At 61.8% G+C, this 21,962-nt stretch carries 20 protein-coding genes and 1 tRNA gene; 16 read left to right on the top strand and 5 right to left on the bottom strand.

Annotated features, from left to right (window positions below):
- Window positions 1–5: 5 nt before the first annotated feature.
- The 3 genes from RIN13_RS01985 to RIN13_RS01975 form a co-directional block, all read right to left on the bottom strand.
- Window positions 6–647 carry a GntR family transcriptional regulator gene (locus RIN13_RS01985; RefSeq protein WP_309105648.1) on the bottom strand — a complete coding sequence of 214 codons (642 nt, stop codon included), beginning with the start codon at window positions 645–647 and terminating at the stop codon, window positions 6–8.
- 125 nt (window positions 648–772) lie between these two features.
- Window positions 773–1,486, bottom strand: coding sequence for a response regulator (locus RIN13_RS01980; protein WP_309105647.1), 714 nt, complete (start codon window positions 1,484–1,486; stop codon window positions 773–775).
- Entirely contained in the window at window positions 1,483–3,105 is a 1,623-nt protein-coding gene (locus tag RIN13_RS01975; RefSeq protein ID WP_309105646.1) for a sensor histidine kinase, read from the bottom strand. The genes RIN13_RS01980 and RIN13_RS01975 overlap by 4 nt, the downstream gene beginning before the upstream one ends.
- A gap of 139 nt (window positions 3,106–3,244) precedes the next feature.
- On the opposite strand from RIN13_RS01975, the gene RIN13_RS01970 reads away from it, so the two are divergent.
- The 10 genes from RIN13_RS01970 to RIN13_RS01925 all read left to right on the top strand — a co-directional run bounded on the left by RIN13_RS01970 (window position 3,245) and on the right by RIN13_RS01925 (window position 12,896).
- A complete protein-coding gene (locus RIN13_RS01970) occupies window positions 3,245–4,585 on the top strand; it encodes a cation:dicarboxylate symporter family transporter (RefSeq protein WP_309105645.1) in 1,341 nt (446 codons plus the stop codon).
- A gap of 280 nt (window positions 4,586–4,865) precedes the next feature.
- Window positions 4,866–5,765: an AAA family ATPase gene (locus RIN13_RS01965; RefSeq protein WP_309105644.1), complete on the top strand. Its 900-nt coding sequence runs from the start codon at window positions 4,866–4,868 to the stop codon at window positions 5,763–5,765.
- Between the two features lie 6 nt (window positions 5,766–5,771).
- A complete protein-coding gene (locus tag RIN13_RS01960; RefSeq protein WP_309105643.1) occupies window positions 5,772–6,614 on the top strand; it encodes a ScpA family protein in 843 nt (280 codons plus the stop codon).
- 86 nt (window positions 6,615–6,700) lie between these two features.
- Window positions 6,701–7,270, top strand: coding sequence for an SMC-Scp complex subunit ScpB (locus tag RIN13_RS01955; RefSeq protein ID WP_375164641.1), 570 nt, complete (start codon window positions 6,701–6,703; stop codon window positions 7,268–7,270).
- Window positions 7,271–7,379: 109 nt separating this feature from the next.
- Window positions 7,380–8,585 carry a pseudouridine synthase gene (locus RIN13_RS01950; RefSeq protein WP_309105641.1) on the top strand — a complete coding sequence of 402 codons (1,206 nt, stop codon included), beginning with the start codon at window positions 7,380–7,382 and terminating at the stop codon, window positions 8,583–8,585.
- A gap of 3 nt (window positions 8,586–8,588) precedes the next feature.
- Window positions 8,589–9,698, top strand: a complete 1,110-nt coding sequence (locus tag RIN13_RS01945) for a prephenate dehydrogenase (protein WP_309105640.1) — start codon at window positions 8,589–8,591, stop codon at window positions 9,696–9,698.
- Window positions 9,698–10,411, top strand: coding sequence for a (d)CMP kinase (gene cmk, locus RIN13_RS01940; protein ID WP_309105639.1), 714 nt, complete (start codon window positions 9,698–9,700; stop codon window positions 10,409–10,411). The genes RIN13_RS01945 and cmk overlap by 1 nt, the downstream gene beginning before the upstream one ends.
- Complete coding sequence (locus RIN13_RS01935) at window positions 10,404–11,120, top strand: lysophospholipid acyltransferase family protein (protein ID WP_309105638.1); 717 nt, start codon at window positions 10,404–10,406, stop codon at window positions 11,118–11,120. Before cmk ends, RIN13_RS01935 begins: the two co-directional genes overlap by 8 nt.
- A gap of 10 nt (window positions 11,121–11,130) precedes the next feature.
- The gene (der, locus tag RIN13_RS01930) at window positions 11,131–12,681 is read left to right on the top strand and encodes a ribosome biogenesis GTPase Der (RefSeq protein WP_309105637.1); all 1,551 of its coding nucleotides are present in this window, start codon (window positions 11,131–11,133) and stop codon (window positions 12,679–12,681) included.
- A gap of 138 nt (window positions 12,682–12,819) precedes the next feature.
- Window positions 12,820–12,896 (top strand) — tRNA-Pro (locus RIN13_RS01925).
- A 104-nt stretch (window positions 12,897–13,000) separates the two neighbouring features.
- Here RIN13_RS01925 and RIN13_RS01920 read toward each other — a convergent pair.
- Entirely contained in the window at window positions 13,001–13,873 is an 873-nt protein-coding gene (locus RIN13_RS01920; RefSeq protein ID WP_309105636.1) for a DNA-formamidopyrimidine glycosylase family protein, read from the bottom strand.
- Between the two features lie 132 nt (window positions 13,874–14,005).
- Between RIN13_RS01920 and gcvH the strand changes: the two genes are divergently transcribed.
- The 5 genes from gcvH to RIN13_RS01895 all read left to right on the top strand — a co-directional run bounded on the left by gcvH (window position 14,006) and on the right by RIN13_RS01895 (window position 17,123).
- A complete protein-coding gene (gcvH, locus tag RIN13_RS01915) occupies window positions 14,006–14,392 on the top strand; it encodes a glycine cleavage system protein GcvH (protein ID WP_309105635.1) in 387 nt (128 codons plus the stop codon).
- A 183-nt stretch (window positions 14,393–14,575) separates the two neighbouring features.
- The gene (locus RIN13_RS01910; RefSeq protein WP_309105634.1) at window positions 14,576–15,049 is read left to right on the top strand and encodes an FHA domain-containing protein; all 474 of its coding nucleotides are present in this window, start codon (window positions 14,576–14,578) and stop codon (window positions 15,047–15,049) included.
- Between the two features lie 23 nt (window positions 15,050–15,072).
- Window positions 15,073–15,789, top strand: coding sequence for a MerR family transcriptional regulator (locus RIN13_RS01905; RefSeq protein WP_309105633.1), 717 nt, complete (start codon window positions 15,073–15,075; stop codon window positions 15,787–15,789).
- Window positions 15,789–16,292 (top strand): bifunctional nuclease family protein, encoded by a 504-nt coding sequence (locus RIN13_RS01900; protein WP_247045150.1) that lies wholly within the window; start codon window positions 15,789–15,791, stop codon window positions 16,290–16,292. Before RIN13_RS01905 ends, RIN13_RS01900 begins: the two co-directional genes overlap by 1 nt.
- Window positions 16,293–16,529: 237 nt before the next feature.
- Complete coding sequence (locus RIN13_RS01895; RefSeq protein ID WP_309105632.1) at window positions 16,530–17,123, top strand: MerR family transcriptional regulator; 594 nt, start codon at window positions 16,530–16,532, stop codon at window positions 17,121–17,123.
- Between the two features lie 167 nt (window positions 17,124–17,290).
- On the opposite strand, the gene RIN13_RS01890 is transcribed toward RIN13_RS01895, so the two are convergent.
- Window positions 17,291–18,112, bottom strand: coding sequence for a ParA family protein (locus RIN13_RS01890; protein WP_309105631.1), 822 nt, complete (start codon window positions 18,110–18,112; stop codon window positions 17,291–17,293).
- A gap of 316 nt (window positions 18,113–18,428) precedes the next feature.
- On the opposite strand from RIN13_RS01890, the gene RIN13_RS01885 reads away from it, so the two are divergent.
- A complete protein-coding gene (locus RIN13_RS01885; protein WP_309105630.1) occupies window positions 18,429–21,824 on the top strand; it encodes a pyruvate carboxylase in 3,396 nt (1,131 codons plus the stop codon).
- The last annotated feature ends 138 nt before the right edge of the window (window positions 21,825–21,962 follow it).

Here is a 21,962-nt window from a genome sequence, read left to right as displayed (position 1 = left end):
TCCTTCTAATGAGGTGTGTGCGTGGCTTTGACATGGGAGAGACTGCGGTGCAGGTGGAGCATGGTGGCCGCTTCGGCGAGGCGGGGGTTGCCTGCGGCGATAGCCTCGGCAATGGCGGCGTGCTCGGCAGCGGCGGAGGTGAGCCGGCCGGCGTCGTCGGCTGCCAACCGCCGGACACGCACGAGGTGGACGCGTAAACTGCGCATGGCCTGTGCGAAGTAAGTGTTGGTTATGGCTGAGTCGATCGCTGAATCAAGGCGTCCCACCAGATCGTAGTAGGCGTGCCGGGCAGGGTCATCGGCCTGAATCAAAGCGGGAGCACTCAGGAACTCTGCGTGGAGTTTCCGAAATGCGGCTGGATCACCGCGTTCGGCAGCGAGGGCAGCGGCCCGTCCTTCCAGGGTTTCCCGCAGTTCGAACAGTTGGTCGATATTGTTCAGTGAAATGTCGGTGACGACGACGCCGCGCCCTCCTGACGCCGTCGTCAGCCCTTCAGCGGTGAGGCGGCCGAGCGCTTCCCGGAGGGGTGTCCGCGAGATGCCGAGGCGCTCCGACTGATCGACTTCTCCGAGTACGGTGCCTGGACGAAGGCGCCACTCGATGATGTCGTCGCGCAGGGTCTCATAAGCCCGATCGCTTGCCCGCATAATCACCCCGCCTTCAGCCTGATATAGCCATCAGTGTATACAAGTAAGGGGCCATAATGGGAGAAAGGTTCGAATTTTTAGTGTCAGTAGGTGCCTTCTGTATACAGAAGGACCTCAGGGCTCGCTCAGCCGCGGGTCCAGCGATACTCGTTCTCGGGCCTGCCGGGTGCTCCGTATCGCGGCGCTCGCGATACCGATCCCGCGTCCGCCAGATACTCCAGGTAGCGTCGGGCAGTCACACGTGACATTCCCAGCTCATCCATCACTTCACTGGCAGACACAGCCGCATCTTCCTTACGAAGAAAGTCCTTGACCGAGTCCAAAGTGGATACGGACAGACCCTTGGGTAACTGGAGCTCCGACGGCGTGCGCAGGCTTGCGAAGGCCTGGTCGACGTCGCTCTGGGAGGCGCCGGTTTTGGTTTTTCCGTCGTCGGATGATGCCAGCTGCTCGCGGAACAGCCTGTAGTTCGTCAGCTTCTCGGCGAAGGTGGCGTACGTGAACGGCTTGATCAGATACTGGACTACTCCAATCGCGACGGCGCTGCGCACTATATTGAGCTCCCGTACGGCGGTAATGGCTATGATGTCGGAAAACAGGCCGGAAGACCGCATCCGGCGTGCAATGTCCAGTCCATGGAGGTCCGGCAGATTCATGTCCAGCAGCACCAGCTCCACCTGGTTCCCGGCGGCGGAAAACTCCGCCAGGAGCCGGAGCGCTGACTGTCCGTCGGGGGCTGTCCCCGCGAGGGAGAATCCGTCCAGGCGTTGCACGTAGGCGGCATGTGCGGCGGAGGCGATGGGTTCGTCTTCGACGACGAGCACGCGGATATCGCTCAAAACTGCTCCTTAGTACCCGACGGCAGAACGACGCGGAAAAGCGCACCGCCCGGGTTGGTGATAGTCAACGTTCCACCCAAACGCTGGACTGCTTGACGGACCAGTGCCAGTCCGATGCCCCGACCGTACTTGCCTGGTGCCTTGGTGCTGAAACCATAACTGAAAACGTCATCCACAGATCGTGGATCAACTCCGCTACCAGTATCCTGCACCGCGATCTCAAGGCTCGCTTCGGTAGAGTGTAAAGCCAGCTCCACGCGTTTGGGGGAGGGGGCTTCAGCAGCAGCATCGATCGCGTTGTCCAACAGGTTTCCGAGGATGGTTACCAGATCCTGGATGGCAAGCCCGGCAAGCTCCGTTGACCCCTTCGCGTCGAGAACCAGTTCGACGCCGCGCTCGTGCGCCTCGGCGGCTTTCCCCATCACCAGGGCGCTGAGCACAGGCTCCTCAACGGAATCAACCAACTCGTCGGTGAGCTTTTGGCTAAGTTCGAGGTCTTTGGTGGCGAAATCCAGGGCATCTTCCGTTCGTCCCAGTTCCATCAGGGAGACCAGCGTATGGAGCCTGTTGGCGTGTTCGTGGGTTTGGGAACGCAGGGCAGCAGACAACGTCCGCATGGTTTCCAGTTCCGAGCCAAGGGACTCAATCTCCGTCCTGTCACGAATGGTGGCCACTGTGCCGAAGACCTCGTTGCGCTGGCGGCCCTGGGAGGGCGGCCCGAGGGCCGGACCCTGGTTAACCACAAGGATGCGGGACCCAGTCAGGTGGATTTCGTCGTGGGCCAGCCTTCCCGATTCGAACAGTGTCTGCAGGCTTGACGCCAAAGGCAGCTCAGAGAGCGACGGCGGATCGCTCGGGTCGCCGTCCATTTCCCGTGGGGTCAGCCCCAGGAGCTCGGCCGCCTGGTCGTTGTACATCACCACCTTGCCCTTGCTGTCAATCAGGATGACGCCTTCGCGGACTGAATGAAGCACGGATTCGTAGTAGGCGAAGAGCTGCGCCAGTTGTTCGGGTCCCCATCCCCGGGTGACCCGGCGCAAATACCTTCCGAGGAGCCACGAGGCCACGGACCCGCCCACCAGGAGCGCGAAAGCGATCGCCAAAACGGCGGGCAGGCGCCCGGAAACCGCAACATCCACAGTCCGGACTGTCACGCCGGCCGAAACGAGGGCCTTGACGTTCCCGGCAGCGTCTTTAACGGGCGCAATTGTCCGCACTGACGGTCCCAGGGTCCCTGCCGTGACCTCGGTATAGACATTCCCGGCCAGGGCGGCGTCAATCGAGCCAATGTACGGGCGTCCGATTTCTTCATCCCTTGGATGGGTCCACCTGGTCCGGTCAGGAGCCATGATGGTGATGAAATCAGCGCCGGCGTCCCGCATGACGTTAAGGGCATAAGGCTGGAGGGCGGCGGTGGGATCGGGTGTGGCTGCCGCAACCAGGACGAGCGGGTTGTCGGCAATCGCCGTTGCCACTCCGGCCATCCGCCGTCCCGCCTCTGCATACGCATGATCGCGCGCGTCAAGGAACGTTGCAGTGCCTACGATCGCGGTGAGGGCAAGCACAAACAGCAGGTGCGCCACGAACAGCCTGCGGGCAATGCTCCATTTGTGCCTCATGGGTACCTTTCATGACCAATATGAACGCAACGGTGAGCCACGTCACTATGTACCCAATGATGGATATCACACCGGACCGACGTGAAGAGCCCAGAGACTGTGCCGAACGTCTTCCAGATTATCCATAAGGAGACACATCATGGCTTCTCAAAGAGGAGAGTCAGCAGCGCCTGCCAAGGCCGCCCGCAAGGGGCTGGACAAATCCCATTACCTTTACATTGCCGTCATCGCCGCCGTTATCCTGGGCGCACTCGTCGGTTTGCTGTTTCCCGAAGTAGGAAAATCGCTCAAGCCGCTGGGTGATGGCTTCATCAAGCTGATCAAGATGATGATCGCCCCCATTATCTTCTGCACCATCGTGCTGGGGATCGGCTCCATCGCAAAGGCCGCCACTGTCGGCAAGGTCGGCGGACTGGCTCTGGGCTACTTCGTCATCATGTCGACCTTCGCCCTGGGCATCGGCCTGGTGGTGGGCAACCTGATCCACCCGGGTGAGGGCCTGAAGCTGGCGCCTTACGACCCCAACAAGAAGGCTGAAGTAGACAGCACTGTCGCCTTCCTCCTGGGCATCATTCCGGGCGACATTCCGGTCCTGCCCACTCTCTTTGCCGCCATCCTAGTCGGTTTCGCGCTGCAGAAGATGGGTGCGCAGGGTGCCCCCGTCCTCAAGGCGATCGGCCACGGCCAGGCGGTTGTGTTCCGGATCCTCATCATGATCATGTGGCTCGCTCCGGTCGGTGCTTTCGGCGCCATCGCTGCAGTCGTCGGTGCTACTGGCTTCGCGGCAATCGTGAGCATGTTTACGCTGATGGCGGCCTTCTACGTCACCTGTGCACTCTTTATCGTTGTCATCCTGGGCGGGCTGCTGCAGGCTGTTGCAGGCGTCAACATCTTCCGGCTCATGAAGTACCTGGGCCGCGAATACCTGCTGATCTTCTCAACGTCCTCCTCCGAAGCTGCGCTTCCCCGCCTGATCGCCAAGTTGGAGCACCTGGGTATTTCCAAGCCGGTTGTTGGCGTCACCGTTCCGACGGGATACTCCTTCAACCTCGACGGCACCGCGATCTACCTGACCATGGCGTCACTCTTCGTTGCCAACGCTATGGGAACGCCGTTGGACCTCGGAGCCCAGATCTCACTGCTGATCTTCATGATCATCGCTTCCAAGGGCGCAGCCGGCGTGACCGGTGCCGGTCTGGCCACCCTGGCAGCAGGGTTGCAGGCACACAAGCCCGAACTGCTGGGCGGCGTCGGCATGATCGTCGGTATCGACCGCTTTATGTCAGAAGCCCGCGCCTTGACCAACTTCACAGGCAACGCCGTGGCAACGGTCCTCATCGGAACCTGGGTAAAGGAAATCGACGGCGGCCAGGTCGAGCGTGTGCTCTCCGGTGACGAGCCGTTCGACGAGACGACCATGATCGCCCATCACCACGAGGTCGAGGAAACCAAGGGCCAGGCCGTTCCGGCCACAGTCTAGTAGCCCCGGCAACACCCTCAACATCACACACGGAAGCCGCCCGCACAGCAGACGCTGTACGGGCGGTTTCCGTTTTCCTGACTGCAACCCTCGACCTTTACCAGAAGGTAAAGGCACGGGCAAGGGTGCGTGTCGAGGTTCGTTGAATACCATGCGTGGCGCTGTAACCTTGGGAAGAAGCAGGATCGGCGCTGGGAAGCCAGCGGCAGGAGATCAGCGGCAATAATCACCGGAATATGCACCGGCAATAATCACCGTCATCGAAAGTGTGGATAGATACGTGAGCAGCGAACACGGTTCAGCAACTCTGGAAGGCATGGACCTCGATCTGGACGACGCGGTCATGGGTCCCACAGGACGCCCCCACCGTGAGTTTCCGGAACCCGCGCCGCTGACATCCCACGGGCCGGCGCGTGTGATAGCCATGGTGAACCAAAAGGGCGGCGTGGGTAAAACCACGTCCACCATCAATCTCGCCGCGGCTCTGGCCGAGTACGGCAGGCGCGTCCTCCTCGTGGACTTCGATCCTCAGGGCGCCTTGTCTGCGGGCCTCGGCGTCAACCCGCATGAGCTCGACCTGACCGTCTACAACGTGCTCATGGACCGCAAGGTGGACATCCGCGATGCCATCCACCAGACAGGTGTGGAGAACGTTCATCTGCTCCCGGCGAACATCGACCTCTCCGCGGCCGAGGTCCAGCTGGTTAATGAAGTCGCGCGTGAACAGGTTCTGGACCGGGCGCTGAAGAGCGTTGAGGATGACTACGACGTCGTTCTCATCGACTGCCAGCCCTCTCTCGGCCTGCTGACCGTCAATGCCCTTACTGCAGCCCATGGCGTTATCATCCCGCTGATCTGTGAGTTCTTCGCGCTGCGCGCTGTGGCCCTGCTGGTGGAAACGATCGACAAGGTGCAGGACCGGCTGAACCCCAGGCTCCAGGTGGATGGTGTGCTGGCCACAATGTACGACGCCCGGACCCTGCACAGCCGTGAGGTCATCACGCGGCTGGTGGAGGCCTTCGGGGACAAAGTCTTCGAAACCGTCATCAAGCGTTCCATCAAGTTCGCCGACGCAACCGTAGCCGCTGAACCCATCACCAGCTACGCAGCTAACCACATAGGCGCTGATGCATACCGGAACCTCGCCAAAGAACTGATCTCGCGCGGTGGCGCACCCTAACCAGCAATGACCACTGCAGTCGATGGTGCGGCGACGGGCGTAGCTAAAAAGCCAGGCTTCGAAGTGCGTCTGGCGAATTTCACGGGCCCTTTCGACCTCCTCCTTGGCCTTATCTCGAAGCATCAGCTGGATATCACGGAGGTGGCGCTGGCAACGGTCACCGATGAATTCATCAAATACATCCGGGGTCTGCAGAAACTCGGCGAAGAATGGGCACTGGATGAGGCCAGCGAATTCCTGGTCATAGCCGCAACACTCCTTGACCTCAAAGCAGCACGGCTCCTTCCTGCCGGAGAAGTCGAGGACGACGAGGATATTGCCCTGCTCGAGGCGAGGGACCTTCTGTTCGCCCGGCTCCTCCAGTACAAGGCCTTCAAAGAGGTGGCTGGCCTCATCAATTCAACCCTGGAGCTGGAAGCAGCCCGCTACCCCCGGCAGGTGGCACTTGAGGGCCATTTTGCGGCATTGCTTCCTGAACTCGTCTGGCGGCATACTCCCGAACAGTTCGCCGCCCTCGCCCAATCCGCACTGAAGCCAAAAGATGTCCCGGCAACCCACGTGGGCCTTAGCCACCTTCACGGCTCCACCGTGAGCGTCAAAGAACAGGCAGAGATCATCGGGCTGAAGTTGCAGCAAGGAAAGCCCTTGTCTTTCAGGACGCTGATTTCCGATGCCGAGTCCACCCTGGTGGTGGTGGCCCGCTTCCTGGCGCTGCTTGAGTTGTACCGGGACAAAGCGGTCGGATTCGACCAGCTCCAGCCGCTGGGCGACCTGACAGTTCATTGGACCGCTGATACTGCTTCCTGGAGCAGCGGGAACCTGAGCGAAGAATATGAGGAACAGCCTTGAGTGAACCGGTTACGGCACCCGAGCAGACAGGAGGCGACCTCTCAAAACTCCCGGGCGGCGCCCGCGCAGCTTTGGAAGCCGTTCTGATGGTTATCGACCAGCCGGCCACGCCCACTGAGCTTGCCGCCGGACTCAACCTGACCGTCGACGTCGTCGAACAGCTCCTGGTGGAACTGCAGCGTGAGTATAACGGCTATACTGTTAAAGCCCCGGACACGGACGATGACAGCGATGCTGGCTTCGGCACCAGCCCCCGGGGTTTTGAATTGCGGAGTATCGCCGGAGGCTGGCGGATCTATTCCCGCGCAGAGTTCGCCGATCTTGTTGGCAGCTTTGTGCTTGAAGGACAGACAGCCAGGCTGACGCAGGCGGCGCTTGAGACGCTCGCCGTTATCGCTTACCGCCAGCCCGTTTCGCGGGCGAGGGTGTCTGCAATTCGTGGGGTTAATGTTGACTCCGTCGTGCGGACCCTTACCCAACGCGGACTGATTGAGGAGTCAGGAAACGACCCCGAATCCGGGGCCATCCTGTACCGCACAACGTCGTATTTCCTTGAACGCATGGGAATCGGCTCGGTGGCTGAGTTGCCCCAGCTTTCACCCCATCTTCCGGGGCTTGAAGGCATAGAGGAGTTTTATGATGCCGGAAGAATGTAGGCCGCCGAGGCCTGCGCGAGAGTAACCACAAGGGCAGAATTATTCTGCACGGCTGGCTAGTGTGTTGAAGAGAGATGCACAGTGCGGCCACATTAACGAAGGACGGGTCATGACACAGGCGGGACGCCAGGGTTCACCACGTAGCAGTTCAGGACGTAACAGTTCAGGACGCAATGCAGGACCACGCACTGGAGCTCAGCGTAATGCTGGCCAGCGCGATTTCTCCAAGGGCGGCGGAGACCGCCCCTTTAAGCAGCCCAAGCCCCGGGAGGAGCGCTTCATTGATCCCGATGAGCAGCCCACGGGCAGCGCCCCGGGGGGCAGGGGAACCGACGCAGCCAAGTCTGGCGACTGGAAGACCGGAGCGAAGCCATCGGCCAGGAAGCCTGCCGCACGGAAGCCCGGCGCAGGAAAAACTCCAGGCACACCCGGGGCGTTGAAACCGAAGCCGCGGACGGGCGCACAGAATTCCGGGGGCCCGCGCGCCTTCGGCAGCGAACGCTTCGGCCAGAACCTCGGGCCGGTGCGGAAGCCTGCCCGTAAGCGCGGTCCGCGCAACGAAGTACCTCAGTCAGAACTCCACGATGCCGACGGCATCAGGCTGCAGAAGGTCATGGCTCAGGCCGGTGTGGCCTCCAGGCGCGTGTGCGAGGAGATGATCGCTGAGGGCCGCGTGGAAGTCGATGGCCAGGTTGTTACCGAACTCGGCGTCCGCGTTGATCCCAAAACTGCGGTCATCCATGTGGACGGCCTGCGCATCCAGCTCGACGAGTCCCTCGTGTACATGGTGTTCAACAAGCCCAAGGGTGTTGTTTCCACGATGGAGGATCCCGACGGTCGCCCGTGCATCAGCGACTTCGTCCGCAACAACCATGGCGAACGGCTGTTCCACGTGGGCCGTCTCGACGTGGCCACCGAGGGTCTGCTGCTGCTGACTAATGACGGCGAACTGGCGAACCGCCTGACACACCCTTCCTACGAAGTGCCCAAGACGTACCTCGTGCAGGTGCGGGGTCCCTTCCCCCAAGGGGTCGGCGCCCAACTGCGGGCCGGCGTTGAGCTTGAGGACGGCATTGCTTCTGTCGACTCCTTTAAGCTGGTGGATTCCACACCCGGTCACGTTCTGATCGAAGTAGTGCTGCACTCCGGTAAGAACCGGATCGTCCGCCGGCTCTTCGACGCCGTGGGCTTCCCGGTTCTCCGGCTTGTCCGGGTCAAGGTCGGTCCTATCGGTCTGGGCGACCAGCGACAGGGCAGCATCCGGAACCTGGGCAAGCAGGAAGTCGGCCACCTGCTGGCATCAGTGGGGCTCTAAGGAATGTCGGCATTCGGTACTCACGGGCGCGGCCATCTGAACGGCCCCGTGGTGGTGATTGGTACCGGGCTGCTCGGGACCAGCATCGGTCTTGGCCTCCGCGGACGTGGCGTCCCCGTTTTCCTTTCGGATCCGTCACCTACCAACCAGGCAGTTGCCGTTGACATCGGGGCAGGGCTTCCCCTGTCCGGGATGGGAACGGAGCAGCCCGAACTGGTGGTGGTGGCTGCTCCTCCCGATGTAACGGCCGACGTCGTCGAGCGTGCCCTGGGGGACTACTCCGGGGCCGTCGTCGTCGACATCGCCAGCGTCAAGGCGGGGATCCAGCAGGAACTGCGACGTCGTGGCGCGGACCTTGGCAGGTACGTGGGCACGCATCCCATGGCCGGGCGGGAGAAAGCCGGGCCGGTTGCGGCAAGGGGTGAACTTTTCACCTCCATGCCCTGGGTCCTGTGCCCTTGCGAGGAAACTCTGCCCGATGCCCTCCTGACGGCGCACGCGCTGGCGACGGATCTTGGGGCCATCGTTTCCCAGTTCGACGCCGACGAACACGACGAAGCTGTGGCTTTGGTTTCCCACCTGCCCCAAGTGATGTCGTCTCTGCTGGCCAGCCGACTGCAAGGTACTCCTCTCCACGCCCTTTCGCTGGCCGGAAACGGTCTGCGTGACACCACCCGCATAGCAGCGAGTGATCCCACCCTGTGGGTTCAGATCCTTGGTGCCAATGCGGAGAAGGTCGTGGAAATTCTTCAAGGAGTCCGCGAAGACCTTAACCGTCTCATCGGCACGTTAGAGGACCCGCTTGCTCCCGGAGCGCGCCTGGACCTTGCCCAGCTGATCAGTGAGGGCAATGCAGGGCAGTCCCGCATTCCCGGCAAACATGGGGGCCCGCCGCAGGCATATTCATGGCTTACGGTCCTCGTGGATGACCGGCCAGGCCAAATCGCGCGCCTCCTCACCGAGATCGGCGAGATCGGCGTTAACCTCGAGGACCTGCGCCTGGACCACTCTTCAGGGCAGAATGTTGGCATGGTGGAATTATCCGTTCTGCCAAACAAGCATGATTTGCTGATCGAGGCGCTCAACGACCGCGGATGGCGGGTACTTCAGTAATGACACAGGAACTCATCGATACATTGCCTACCCTGCGGCAGGGCCGGGACCTTGTTGTGGCTATCGACGGTCCGTCAGGCTCGGGCAAGTCAAGCGTGAGCCGGGAAGTGGCACGCCGGCTCCGCCTTGCCTATTTGGATACCGGCGCAATGTACCGGGCACTTACCTGGTACTGCCTTGACCAGGGCATCGACCTGGAGGACCGGGCTGCCGTGGAGCAGGCAGCCGAGGAATTGCCCTTGGAAATCAGCACGAGTCCGCTGGAGGAATACGTCAGGGTCGGAGGCTCGGACGTGAGCCAGGAGATCCGGGAGCCGGCTATTTCCGCGGCTGTCAGCGCTGTTGCAACCACCCTTGGCGCCCGCACCGAGCTGATCCGGCGTCAGCGTGAACTCATCGAACAGCACCACCGGCGCATCGTTGTGGAAGGCCGGGACATCACCACTGTTGTGGCACCGGGCGCCGAAGTGCGGATGCTTCTGACCGCAAGCGAAGAAGCCAGGCTCCGCAGGCGGGGTATCCAGCTCGGCGGCTCCCAGAACGAGCAGGAGCTTGCCGCCCAGGTGACGCATCGGGATGCCAAGGATTCCACAGTTGTGAACTTCACCCAGGCGGCCGACGGTGTTGTGACCCTTGACTCTTCCGACCTCGACTTTGACGGGACCGTTGACGCCGCCCTCGCCATCGTCACCAAGGCACTCAACCGTGACTAAGCCCGGACTTCGGGCCGGTCTGAGCGTGGCATGGAGCCGTCCCGTTGGTTGGTTCGTGACCCATGTCCTTTACCGCACCTCGATCCTTGGCCGGACCAAAGTACCGTCCACCGGCCCGGTGATTTTCGCGGCCAACCACATCAGCTTCCTCGACGGGCCGCTGATGTTCGGGGCGGCACCACGGCCGATGCACATCCTCGTTAAAAAAGAGTTGTTCACGGGCTTCCTCGGACAGGTTCTCCGCGCGTCCGGCCAGTTGCCGGTTGACCGCGCCGGCGACCGTCAAGCCCTTCAGCTCAGCAAGGACATGCTCGACGCCGGACGGTGCGTAGGCATACTTCCTGAAGGGACCCGGGGGAGTGGGGCAGCATCCTCGATCAATAATGGTGTGGCCTGGCTGGCGCTCAATTCCGGCGCAACCGTTGTGCCGGTTGCAATTCTCGGCACCAGGATCACGGGCGAGCACCTCGACGCCTTGCCCCGGCCGCGCAGACAACTTCACGTCCATTTCGGTGAGCCCCTCCAGGTCGCCCGCAAACCCGGCGAGACCGGGCGTGTTTCAATGGACAGGGCGGGGATCGAGATCCGTGCTGCGTTGGCGCAGCACATCCAGCAAGCAATTCAAGTCAGCGGGCAGCCTCTGCCCCTCGCGGATTCCCCGCAAAAACGTTATGAAGCAGTAGCCGGGACGCCGGCAGACCACCACTAAGGAAAGTGCAATGAGCGATACGACTCAAACCTCCGGCAATTTTGGCGCCGGCGAAGACGAATACACGCCCACCGGCACGGACCAGGTGGCGGAGAACCTTGCAGCCCTGGACGACGACGAGGCGGATGTCCGCGCGGCCTCCCTTCGTGCCGGCCTGGAAGACTATGACCTTGATGAGGAAGACGCAGCCCTTCTGGACGGTCTCTACGCGGATGAGGACTTTGACGGACCGGTCAAGCTGGACCCCGTTCTGGCCATCATCGGCCGCCCGAACGTGGGCAAATCCACGCTGGTCAACAGGATCCTTGGTCGCCGTGAGGCAGTAGTAGAGGACACGCCCGGAGTCACCCGTGACCGCGTCATGTACTCGGCGCACTGGAACGGACGCAACTTCACCATTGTGGATACCGGAGGCTGGGAGCACGATGCCCGCGGTATCCACGCCCGGGTTGCAGAGCAGGCAGAGATGGCAGTAGAGCTGGCTGATGCCGTGCTCTTCGTGGTCGATTCCGCGGTCGGTGCTACAGCCACCGATGAAGGCGTTATGAAGATGCTCCGGAAGAGCAAGAAGCCGGTCATTATGGTGGCCAACAAGGTGGATGACTTCGCACAGGAAGCAGATTCGTCAACACTCTGGGGTCTGGGATTCGGCGAGCCCTACCCTGTTTCGGCGCTTCACGGCCGCGGTGTGGCAGATCTTCTTGACCACGTCATGGATACCCTTCCGGAGTTCTCCACCATCGAGGGACTTGAGCGGTCCGGCGGCCCGCGCCGGGTCGCTCTGATCGGGCGGCCAAACGTCGGCAAATCCTCGCTGCTCAACAAGCTGGCCGGCTCGGAGCGGGTAGTGGTGGACAACACAGCCGGTACCACCCGCGACCCCGTCGACGAATTCATCGAGCTCGGCGGCCGAACCTGGCGGTTTGTCGACACCGCGGGCATCCGCCGCCGGCAGCACATGGCCCAGGGTGCGGATTTTTACGCCTCCCTGCGGACCCAGGCGGCGCTCGAGAAGGCCGAGGTGGCAGTCGTGCTCCTGGCAGTGGATGAGGTGCTCAGTGAGCAGGACGTCCGCATCCTGCAGCTGGCCATCGAGTCCGGCCGCGCACTGGTCCTGGCATTCAACAAGTGGGACCTGCTGGATGATGAGCGCCGGAAGTACCTGGAGCGTGAAATCGACCAGGATCTCGCCCATGTGGCCTGGGCACCCCGCGTAAACATCTCAGCGAAGACCGGTTGGCACAAGGACAAGCTGGTCCCTGCCCTTGACGTGGCCCTTGAGGGCTGGGACAAGCGCATCCCTACGGGCAGGCTCAATGCCTTCCTCGGTGAGCTCGTCGCGGCACACCCGCACCCGGTCCGCGGCGGCAAGCAGCCCCGCATCCTGTTCGGCACCCAGGCGTCGAGCCGTCCGCCGAAGTTCGTCCTGTTCACCACCGGGTTCCTGGACCCGGGATACCGCCGCTTCATCACCCGTCGCCTGCGTGAAACCTTCGGCTTCGAGGGAACCCCCATCGAGGTCAACATGCGCGTGCGCGAAAAGCGCGGCAAGAAGCGTTAATTTGGACACACCTGGCCTGTGATGCCCCTTCGGTGTCACAGGCACCCTCCGGAATCGTGTAAGCTTTTGGAGGTGGTTCGGCCGGACTGCTTAGATGAAATTCTCAGATCTCATCGAAGCGGAGAACGGCAGAACTGACGGGCTGTAGCGCAGCTTGGTAGCGCACTTGACTGGGGGTCAAGGGGTCGCAGGTTCAAATCCTGTCAGCCCGACCAACCAAAAACCCCGTCGGTCCTTCATCGGATCGGCGGGGTTTTGTTGTTTCGGCGAGATGGCGCCAGTTCCCCTGTGTGTCAGGAACTTCGACGGCGCGCCCGGCTTACTTCAGGAACTTTGAAGTCCGGCGGTCCGCGAGAATTTTCCCTTTGGTTTGGCAGGTGGGGCAATACTGCAGGGCTGTATCCGCGAAAGAAACCTCCCGGACGGTATCGCCGCATACGGGGCAGGCCTGGCCTGCCCGGCCATGGACCCGCATTGTGCTTCGTTTGGCGTCCTTGAGCTCGTTTGGAGCCTTGCCGACGGCCTCCGCCACAGCGGCTCCCAACACTGTGTGGATGGCGCCATAGAGCACCTGGACTGTGGCCCGGTCCAGGGACTTGGCGACGGCGAAGGGTGAGATCCTGGAGGCGTGCAGGATTTCGTCACTGTACGCGTTTCCTATGCCCGCAATTGTTCCCTGATTACGGAGCACTCCCTTGATCTGGTGGGGGTTCGAGGCCAATATCGCGGCAAAAGTTTCGAAGTCGAAGGAAGGGTTCAGCGGATCGGGCCCGAGGGTGGCGATACCGGGGACGTGAAGGGGGTCCCGTACAACGTAGACGGCGAGACTTTTCCTTGTCCCTGCCTCAGTCAGGTCGATACCGATGTGCGCCTCCGGTCCCCGCGTCAGGGCAAAGCGTGCGGCGATATGCCCTTTGCCCATACGGAGCTGGGTTGAAGTGGGCGATTCCGTGTACCGCAGCCAGCCCGCCTTCGCCAAGTGGAAGACCAGAAAGATGTTGCCGGCATCTATGCTGATGAATTTTCCGTGGCGTTGTACTCCCTGAATGTCCCGGCCCTCAAGAGCCGAGTAAGGCGGATCGGCCGTCTTGAGCACAGCAAAGGAGACAATCTGAAACTGTGTCATGACTGCACCACGAAGCTGGGAGCCCAGGAAGGCAGTCAGCCCGGCCACTTCGGGGAGTTCTGGCATGTCACCACTGTGCCATAGGGAGGCGGCAAAATCAGCGGCCTTCGGAGGGATTGATGTGCCTATACTTTCAGCGGCGGCTTGTTCAGCAGGCTTCCGTTGACATTGGTGTTTGACCCGATGAAAGGCCCCCTGATGAGCAACATCCCCGAAGACCTCTCCTACACTGCAGAACACGAATGGGTCTCGGCGCCCAATGCCGACGGCGTTGTGCGCGTGGGAATCACGGACTTCGCCCAGGACGCACTCGGTGACGTCGTCTACGCGCAGATGCCCGAGGTAGGAACAACGGTCAAGGCAAACGACGTCGTGGGTGAAGTCGAATCGACCAAGAGCGTCAGTGACATCTATGCGCCGGTCACGGGCGAAGTGGTTGCCCGCAACGAATCGCTGGACACGGACTCGGCGCTGATCAATTCAGATCCTTACGGTGACGGCTGGCTGATCGAGGTGAAGCTGGCGGAACCTGACGCGGTTGACTCACTACTCAGTGCAGCCGAGTACGAACAACAGGTAGGCTAAAGATTACTGGGCAGCGACGTCCGGCCGTTGAACTTTGATGAGCGTCTGATTCGAGCGATCGATGTGGATGTTCGATTGAGTAATCAACGGCTGGACGACGCGCCGCAGATCGGATGTGCCAGGCATTTCCGGACGAGACGGGTTGTTTGCAGGCGGGGCGGCTGCAACGGATGAGGAGGAACCATGGTTGGCCATGAACGTCACCGAGCCAGAGGTATTTTCGGTAAGGGTGAGACGAAGTCGTCGGAAACCACCTCCATCAATCTCACGCCTGTTCGGGATGAGCCAGCCATTGCTCCGCAGTTGTCCCGCGAGGAGCGGGCCGCCGTCGAGGCACTGCCTCACGGTTCTGCCCTGCTCGTAGCGCACAGCGGTCCAAATGCGGGGGCGCGTTTCCTGCTGGACTCGGATGTGACTACGGCGGGACGCCACCCTGATGCGGACATCTTCCTCGACGACGTCACGGTCTCTCGCCGGCATGTGGAATTCCGCCGTACCGATCGCAGCTTCGAAGTGGTTGATACGGGCAGCCTCAACGGAACCTACATTAACCATGACCGGGTCGACGCCCTTGAGCTCAGGTCCGGAGACGAAGTCCAGATTGGAAAATTCCGTCTTACGTTCTACCTGAGCCCTGCCCGCGCAGGCCAGGGCTGATTACGGAGTAGTTGCCTGTGGCCATGGCACAGCCGGAACGGCGGGGACCGCAAGTCCTGAATATTGGGGAAGTGCTGGCGCAGCTGAGCGATGACTTTCCCAATATGACCGCGTCGAAAATCAGGTTTCTTGAGGAAAAGGGCCTCATCAATCCGCAGCGGACTCCCGCGGGATATCGGCAGTATTCAGACGGCGACGTTGAACGGTTGCGGTTCGTACTTGCCCTGCAGCGCGACCAGTACCTGCCGCTAAAGGTGATCAAGGATTATCTTGACGCCATAGACCGGGGGGAACGCCCGGAGAACCTGCCTCCGGGCGTCAATGTGTCGCCCCGCATCGTTTCGGATGTCCTCGCAGTTGAATTGCAGACACGCGTTCGCCGCCTCAGCGAAGAACAGTTGCGGGCAGAGTCGGGGGCGAGTGTTCCGCTCCTTCAGTCACTGCTGAGCTTCGGACTCATTTCGCACGCCAATGGCACCTTCGATGAACATGCCCTCCAGGTAGCGCGGGCTTGCGTCCAGCTGGAGAGCCATGGACTGGAACCACGGCACCTCCGCCCGTTCCAGGCCGCCGCGGAACGTGAATTCGGACTCGTGGAGCGGGCCGTTGCCACCCTCACCTCACGCAAGGATGCTGCATCGCAGGCACGCGCGGCCGAAGCGGCCCGTGAGATCAGCGACATCTGCCTGTCCTTGCATCGGGCGCTTGTTCAGGACCGAATCTCCCGGATGGACATCTGATGATAGAAGTAGAGATCGTCGGGGTGAGGATTGAGCTTCCCTCGAATCAGCCACTCGTTCTCCTGCGGGAGATCCACGGGGAACGCCATGTTCCTATCTGGATCGGAACTCCGGAGGCCAGCGCCATAGCCCTGGCCCAGCAAGGCGTGGTTCCGCCACGCCCCATGACCCACGACCTCCTCATTGATGTCGTGGAGACCCTCGGGCACAGCATCGTCAGCGTCAACATTGTGGCGGTTGAGGACAACATCTTCTACGGCCAGCTCCAGTTCGAGAACGGCAGCACTGTCAGCTCCCGGGCCTCGGATGCTTTGGCCTTGGCTCTGAGGGCAAAATGCCGCATCTGGTGCGCCGACTCTGTGATGGAGGAGGCTGGCGTCCGGATCACTGAGCATGACGACGGTGAAGAGACCGATCCGGGCCCTACAGTGGACGAGGAGCGGGAATTGCGGCGCTTCCGTGAGTTCCTGGATGACGTGGAGCCTGAGGATTTCGACGGCTGAGGTCAGGCAAAGGTTAAAGCTCAGCCTGAAAGTTTCGACACGCCCTTCCAAACACCCCTACATCTTTGACCTCGCGCCTCCACAGGCTTAACGTCGAAGATACAAGTTCCCATTGCATACAGCAGCCGCGCAAGTCACACTGGAATGTGCAGCCGCGGCAGAATTACACGGATGGATTTTTGTTCGTGCCACTGTGTTGCAACTTCCTTAGGGGAGCAGATGACAAGGAGTGTCCACGTGAGTCCTAAAGGCGAAGCAGGCGAGCTGGAGCAGCCCTCGACGGCTGGCGTAGCCCTGCCCGCAAGCGGTGCCCAGGGCCTCCTCTTCACCGAGGACCTGCCCGTCCTTGACGAAGATGCAGGCTACCGCGGCCCTACCGCGTGCAAGGCAGCGGGGATAACTTACCGTCAACTGGACTACTGGGCACGCACAGGACTGGTTGAGCCGGCAGTGCGGGGTGCGGCCGGTTCAGGCTCCCAGCGTCTATACGGTTTCCGTGACATCCTGGTTCTCAAGGTGGTCAAGCGACTCTTAGATACCGGCGTCTCCCTGCAGCAGATACGCACTGCAGTTGAACACCTGCGCGAGCGGGGCGTCGAAGACCTGGCGCAGATCACCCTCATGAGCGACGGCGCCAGCGTTTACGAATGTACTTCTGCCGACGAAGTCATTGATCTCGTCCAGGGCGGCCAGGGCGTATTTGGTATCGCAGTAGGCCGTGTCTGGCGCGAAGTGGAAGGGAGCCTCGCGGCACTGCCCAGTGAACATGCCACGGAGTCCTTTCCCGACGACGAACTCAGCAAGCGCCGGGCCGCGCGGAAAATCAGTTGACCCCGCCGGCAGCTGAACTGCCGGGCTCGAAATTGCGCGCAGTTGAACTGCCCGGTTTTATTTAGACAACAACAAAGGCCGCCTTCCACCAGGAAGGCGGCCTTCGCCGTCGTACATCAGAACATCATTACCCAGAAGCGTTTGCCGGGCCGTCCTTGGAGTCGTACCTAACGTTTCGCCCGCCCCTGCGAGTCGTCCCCGGCGGACAGAAGGTTCTGCAGCAGTGCGTCGTAGAGGGCTGATGAGTTCTTGGCTGAGTCGCCCGGCCAGTGGTGGACTGCGTGGGCCGCGCCCTGGATCTGTTGCCAGTTAGCCTGCTCCGGAATATGGGGGGTCAGCAGGAGCTTGCCGAACATGGTCTGCATCTCGGCCAGGCGGAACGCATGTTCTGACGATCCGCTGCGAACCCTGTTTGCGATAATGCCGGCGGGGGAAAGGCCGGGAGCAAATTCCTGCCGGAAGAGCTGGATGGCGCGCATGGTGCGCTCGGTCCCGGCGACAGAGAACAATCCGGGTTCTGCCACGAGGGTTACCTTGTCGCTGGCGGACCATGCCATCCGGGTGAGGCCATTGAGTGACGGCGGGCAGTCAACCAGGACAAGCTCGTAATTATCCGCCGTCGCCAGGACATGCGAAAGCCTTCGCAGATCGCGGCGGCCCAGATCAGGGCGGTCGTAGATTCCGGTGTACGCCGAACCCACGGCAACGTCCAGCACAGGCGCCGGGGCACCATTCGCGGAGGTGCGCTTGAGCCAGCCGCTGGGTACGACGTTATCGCCCAGCCGGGCGCGCCTGGGACTCTTGAGCATTCTGCCGATGTCCAGCTGACCGTCAGGCTGGACACCCATGGCTGTGCTGGCGTCGGCATGCGGATCAAGATCCACAACGAGGGTGGGGATGCCGGCGGCGAGCGCCGCAGACGCCAGTCCGGTGGTAACGGATGTCTTACCGACACCGCCTTTGAGGCTGCTGATGCTGACTACTTGCACTGAAAAACCAATACCTAACGCCGGTTGCCGTGTTGGGGTAGAGTCGGCTTCGGCGTGTCCCGAAGCCCGGGGCGACGGTGCGCCGCCCAACTCATCATATGTTGACCTGGAGTCAAATCCTGCTTTAGCCGTCCCCGAGGCGGGGAAGAGTCCCGATCCCGGTTGCCCAGCGCTCATCCGCTGGCAGTTCCGCTGCGGATGGAGTCCGACATGACGGATAATTCTGTGATAGCGGACACAATGATTTGTCTTTGAACGTAACCGTCTTAGACACTGTGACCACCTACCGATACACCCGCGATGATGCAGGAGAAGTATGTTTTCGAAGATTCTGGTGGCAAACCGCGGTGAAATCGCTATCCGCGCCTTCCGCGCCGGCTATGAGCTGGGAGCCAAGACAGTTGCTGTTTTCCCCTATGAGGACCGTAACTCGATTCACCGCCAAAAGGCGGGCGAAGCGTATCTGATCGGCGAAGAGGGACACCCCGTCCGGGCGTATCTCGACGTCGATGAAATCGTCCGTGTGGCCAAGGAATCCGGAGCAGATGCGATCTACCCCGGGTACGGCTTCCTTTCGGAGAACCCTGACCTGGCGCGGGCAGCCGAAGCCGCAGGTATCACGTTTATAGGCCCACCGGCCGATGTCCTTGAACTTGCGGGAAACAAGGTGGCAGCACTCCAGGCCGCACGGGACGCTGGCGTGCCGGTGCTGAAATCCAGCGCACCCTCGAAGGACGTTGACGAGCTCATCGCCGCTGCGGACGAGATCGGGTTCCCCATCTTTGCCAAGGCCGTGGCCGGAGGCGGAGGGCGAGGCATGCGCCGGGTGGACACCCGCGAGGCTCTCCCGGAGGCCTTGCAGGCAGCCATGAGGGAAGCCGACGCCGCCTTTGGCGATCCTACGATGTTCCTCGAGCAGGCTGTCCTGCGTCCCCGTCACATTGAGGTCCAGATCCTCGCCGACGCGGAGGGCAATGTGATGCACCTCTTCGAACGCGACTGCTCCATCCAGCGGCGGCACCAGAAAGTCATCGAAATCGCACCGGCACCGAACCTTGACGAAGGGATCCGGCAGGCTCTTTACCGCGACGCCGTCAAGTTCGCCAAAGCACTCAATTACGTGAACGCGGGTACGGTTGAGTTCCTTGTGGACACAGTGGGCGAGCGGGCCGGCCAGCACGTTTTTATCGAAATGAACCCCCGCATCCAGGTGGAGCACACGGTTACGGAAGAGGTGACCGACGTCGACCTGGTCCAGGCCCAGATGCGTATCGCTTCAGGCGAAACGTTGGCCGGCCTTGGCCTTTCCCAAGACACCGTGCAGCTCAAGGGTGCCGCCCTCCAGTGCCGGATTACCACTGAAGATCCGGCCAACGGATTCCGTCCCGACGTCGGGAAGATCACCGGCTACCGCTCTGCCGGCGGGGCCGGCGTCAGGCTCGACGGCGGGACGGTCTACTCGGGCGCGGAGATCAGTCCGCACTTCGACTCCATGCTGGTCAAGCTCACCTGCCGCGGCCGCGATTACCCTGCGGCGGTGGCACGGGCCAAGCGATCCCTCGCGGAATTCCGTATCCGAGGCGTGTCCACGAACATTTCCTTCCTTCAGGCTGTCCTTGAGGATCCCGACTTTGTCGCGGGTAACGTGGTGACTTCCTTCATCGATGAGCGCCCCGAGCTCCTGAAGTCCCGTGTTTCAGCAGACCGCGGAACCAAGCTCCTCACGTGGCTTGCCGACGTCACGGTCAACAAACCCCATGGGGAGCTAACCGTCCACTCGGATCCGGCGTCCAAGCTTCCCGCCGTAGCCGGGTCAACGTTCCCGGCCGGCTCCCGCCAGCGGCTGCTGGAACTCGGGCCTGAGGGCTTCGCCGCGGAACTCCGCGCACAGCAGCCTGTAGCGGTTACGGACACAACGTTCCGTGATGCCCACCAGTCCCTGCTGGCCACACGTGTCCGGACCCGGGACCTGGTAGCAGCCGGGCCCGCCGTCTCGGAGCTTTTGCCTCAGCTGCTCTCTGTAGAGGCTTGGGGAGGCGCTACCTACGACGTCGCACTCCGCTTCCTCAGTGAGGATCCCTGGGAGCGGCTTGCAGCCCTCCGGAAGGCGCTGCCCAACATCTGTCTCCAGATGCTGTTGCGGGGCAGGAATACAGTCGGCTACACACCGTACCCGGAAGAAGTAACGGTAGCGTTCGTCAACGAAGCTGCCGCCACAGGTATTGATATCTTCCGGATTTTCGATGCCCTCAACGACATCAGCCAGATGGCTCCTGCCATTAAGGCTGTGCGGGCCACGGGCACGGCTGTTGCTGAGGTTGCACTTTGCTACACCGGCGACATGTTGGATCCGAATGAGCAGCTGTACACGCTGGAGTACTACCTGGACCTGGCCGGGAAGATCGTCGATGCCGGCGCCCACATCCTGGCAATCAAGGACATGGCAGGCCTGCTGCGTCCTGCCGCTGCTGCACGCCTGGTAACGGCGCTCCGGGAACGTTTCGGCCTCCCGGTCCACTTGCACACCCATGACACCGCTGGCGGCCAGCTCGCCACGCTGCTGGCGGCAGTGGAAGCAGGGGTCGACGCCGTGGACGTCGCCTCTGCGTCGCTCGCGGGAACAACAAGCCAGCCCTCAGCGTCAGCACTCGTGGCGGCCCTCGCCCACACTCCGCGCGATACCGGGTTGGACCTCGCCAAGGTGAGCTCGCTGGAACCGTACTGGGAAGCCGTTCGTCGGGTGTACGCGCCCTTCGAGTCGGGACTGCCCGGTCCCACCGGACGTGTCTACCAGCACGAGATTCCAGGCGGGCAGCTTTCCAATCTGCGGCAGCAGGCAATGGCCTTGGGGCTTGGTGAGCGTTTCGAAGCCATCGAGGACATGTACACCGCCGCCGACCGAATCCTCGGGCGCCTCGTCAAGGTGACACCGTCCTCAAAGGTTGTCGGGGACCTTGCGCTGCACCTCGTGGGCCTCAATGCAGACCCTGCGGACTTCAACGAGAACCCGCAGAACTACGACATCCCCGACTCCGTCATCGGGTTCCTTTCCGGCGAGCTCGGTGACCCGCCAGGAGGCTGGCCCGAACCCTTCCGAACCAAGGCACTTCAGGGGCGCAGCATCAAGGTCAGGGATGCGGACCTGAGCGCCGCGGACAGCGCGGCTCTGCAATCCGATTCCCGGACCCGCCAACAGACGCTGAACAGGCTCCTTTTTGAGGGACCGACCAAGGACTACCTCAAGAGCGTCGAAAGCTACGGCAACCTGTCCGTCCTGGATACGCGTGACTACCTGTACGGCCTGCAGCGCGGCGAAGAGCATGTGATCCAACTGGAGAAGGGCGTGCGGTTGATTGCCTCCCTGGAGGCAGTCTCGGAGCCTGACGAAAAGGGCATGCGGACGGTGATGTGTACGTTGAACGGCCAATCCAGGCCCGTTGTGGTCCGCGACCGTTCGGTTGTCAGCAACGTCAAGGCAGCTGAAAAAGCGGACACTTCTCAGCCAGGGCACATAGCGGCTCCGTTTGCCGGCGCTGTGACTCTGACTGCCAAGCCGGGGGACGAGGTCAAGGCCGGCGATACCGTTGCAACCATCGAGGCCATGAAGATGGAGGCCTCGATCACCACTCCGCTGGCTGGTACCGTGTCACGCGTCGCGATCAACAGCATCGAGCAGGTTCAAGGCGGGGATTTGCTGCTGGTCGTCGAGTAAAGACCAACAGCGAATCAGGGCCCCAATCCGGAGGGTGTACGGGTTAGGCTGGGGCTGACGGAAGACTGTGGGGGTGGTTCTTGGACCGCCCCCACTGCCTCGGGGAGAGAACGCGTTACGTTCCTGTGCTCTCCCGCA

Origin of the sequence: Arthrobacter sp., assembly GCF_031179985.1 — a bacterium.
Lineage (GTDB): Bacteria > Actinomycetota > Actinomycetes > Actinomycetales > Micrococcaceae > Arthrobacter.
Note: the sequence above shows the minus strand (reverse complement) of the source record. Positions and strands in the feature narration are given on the sequence as shown.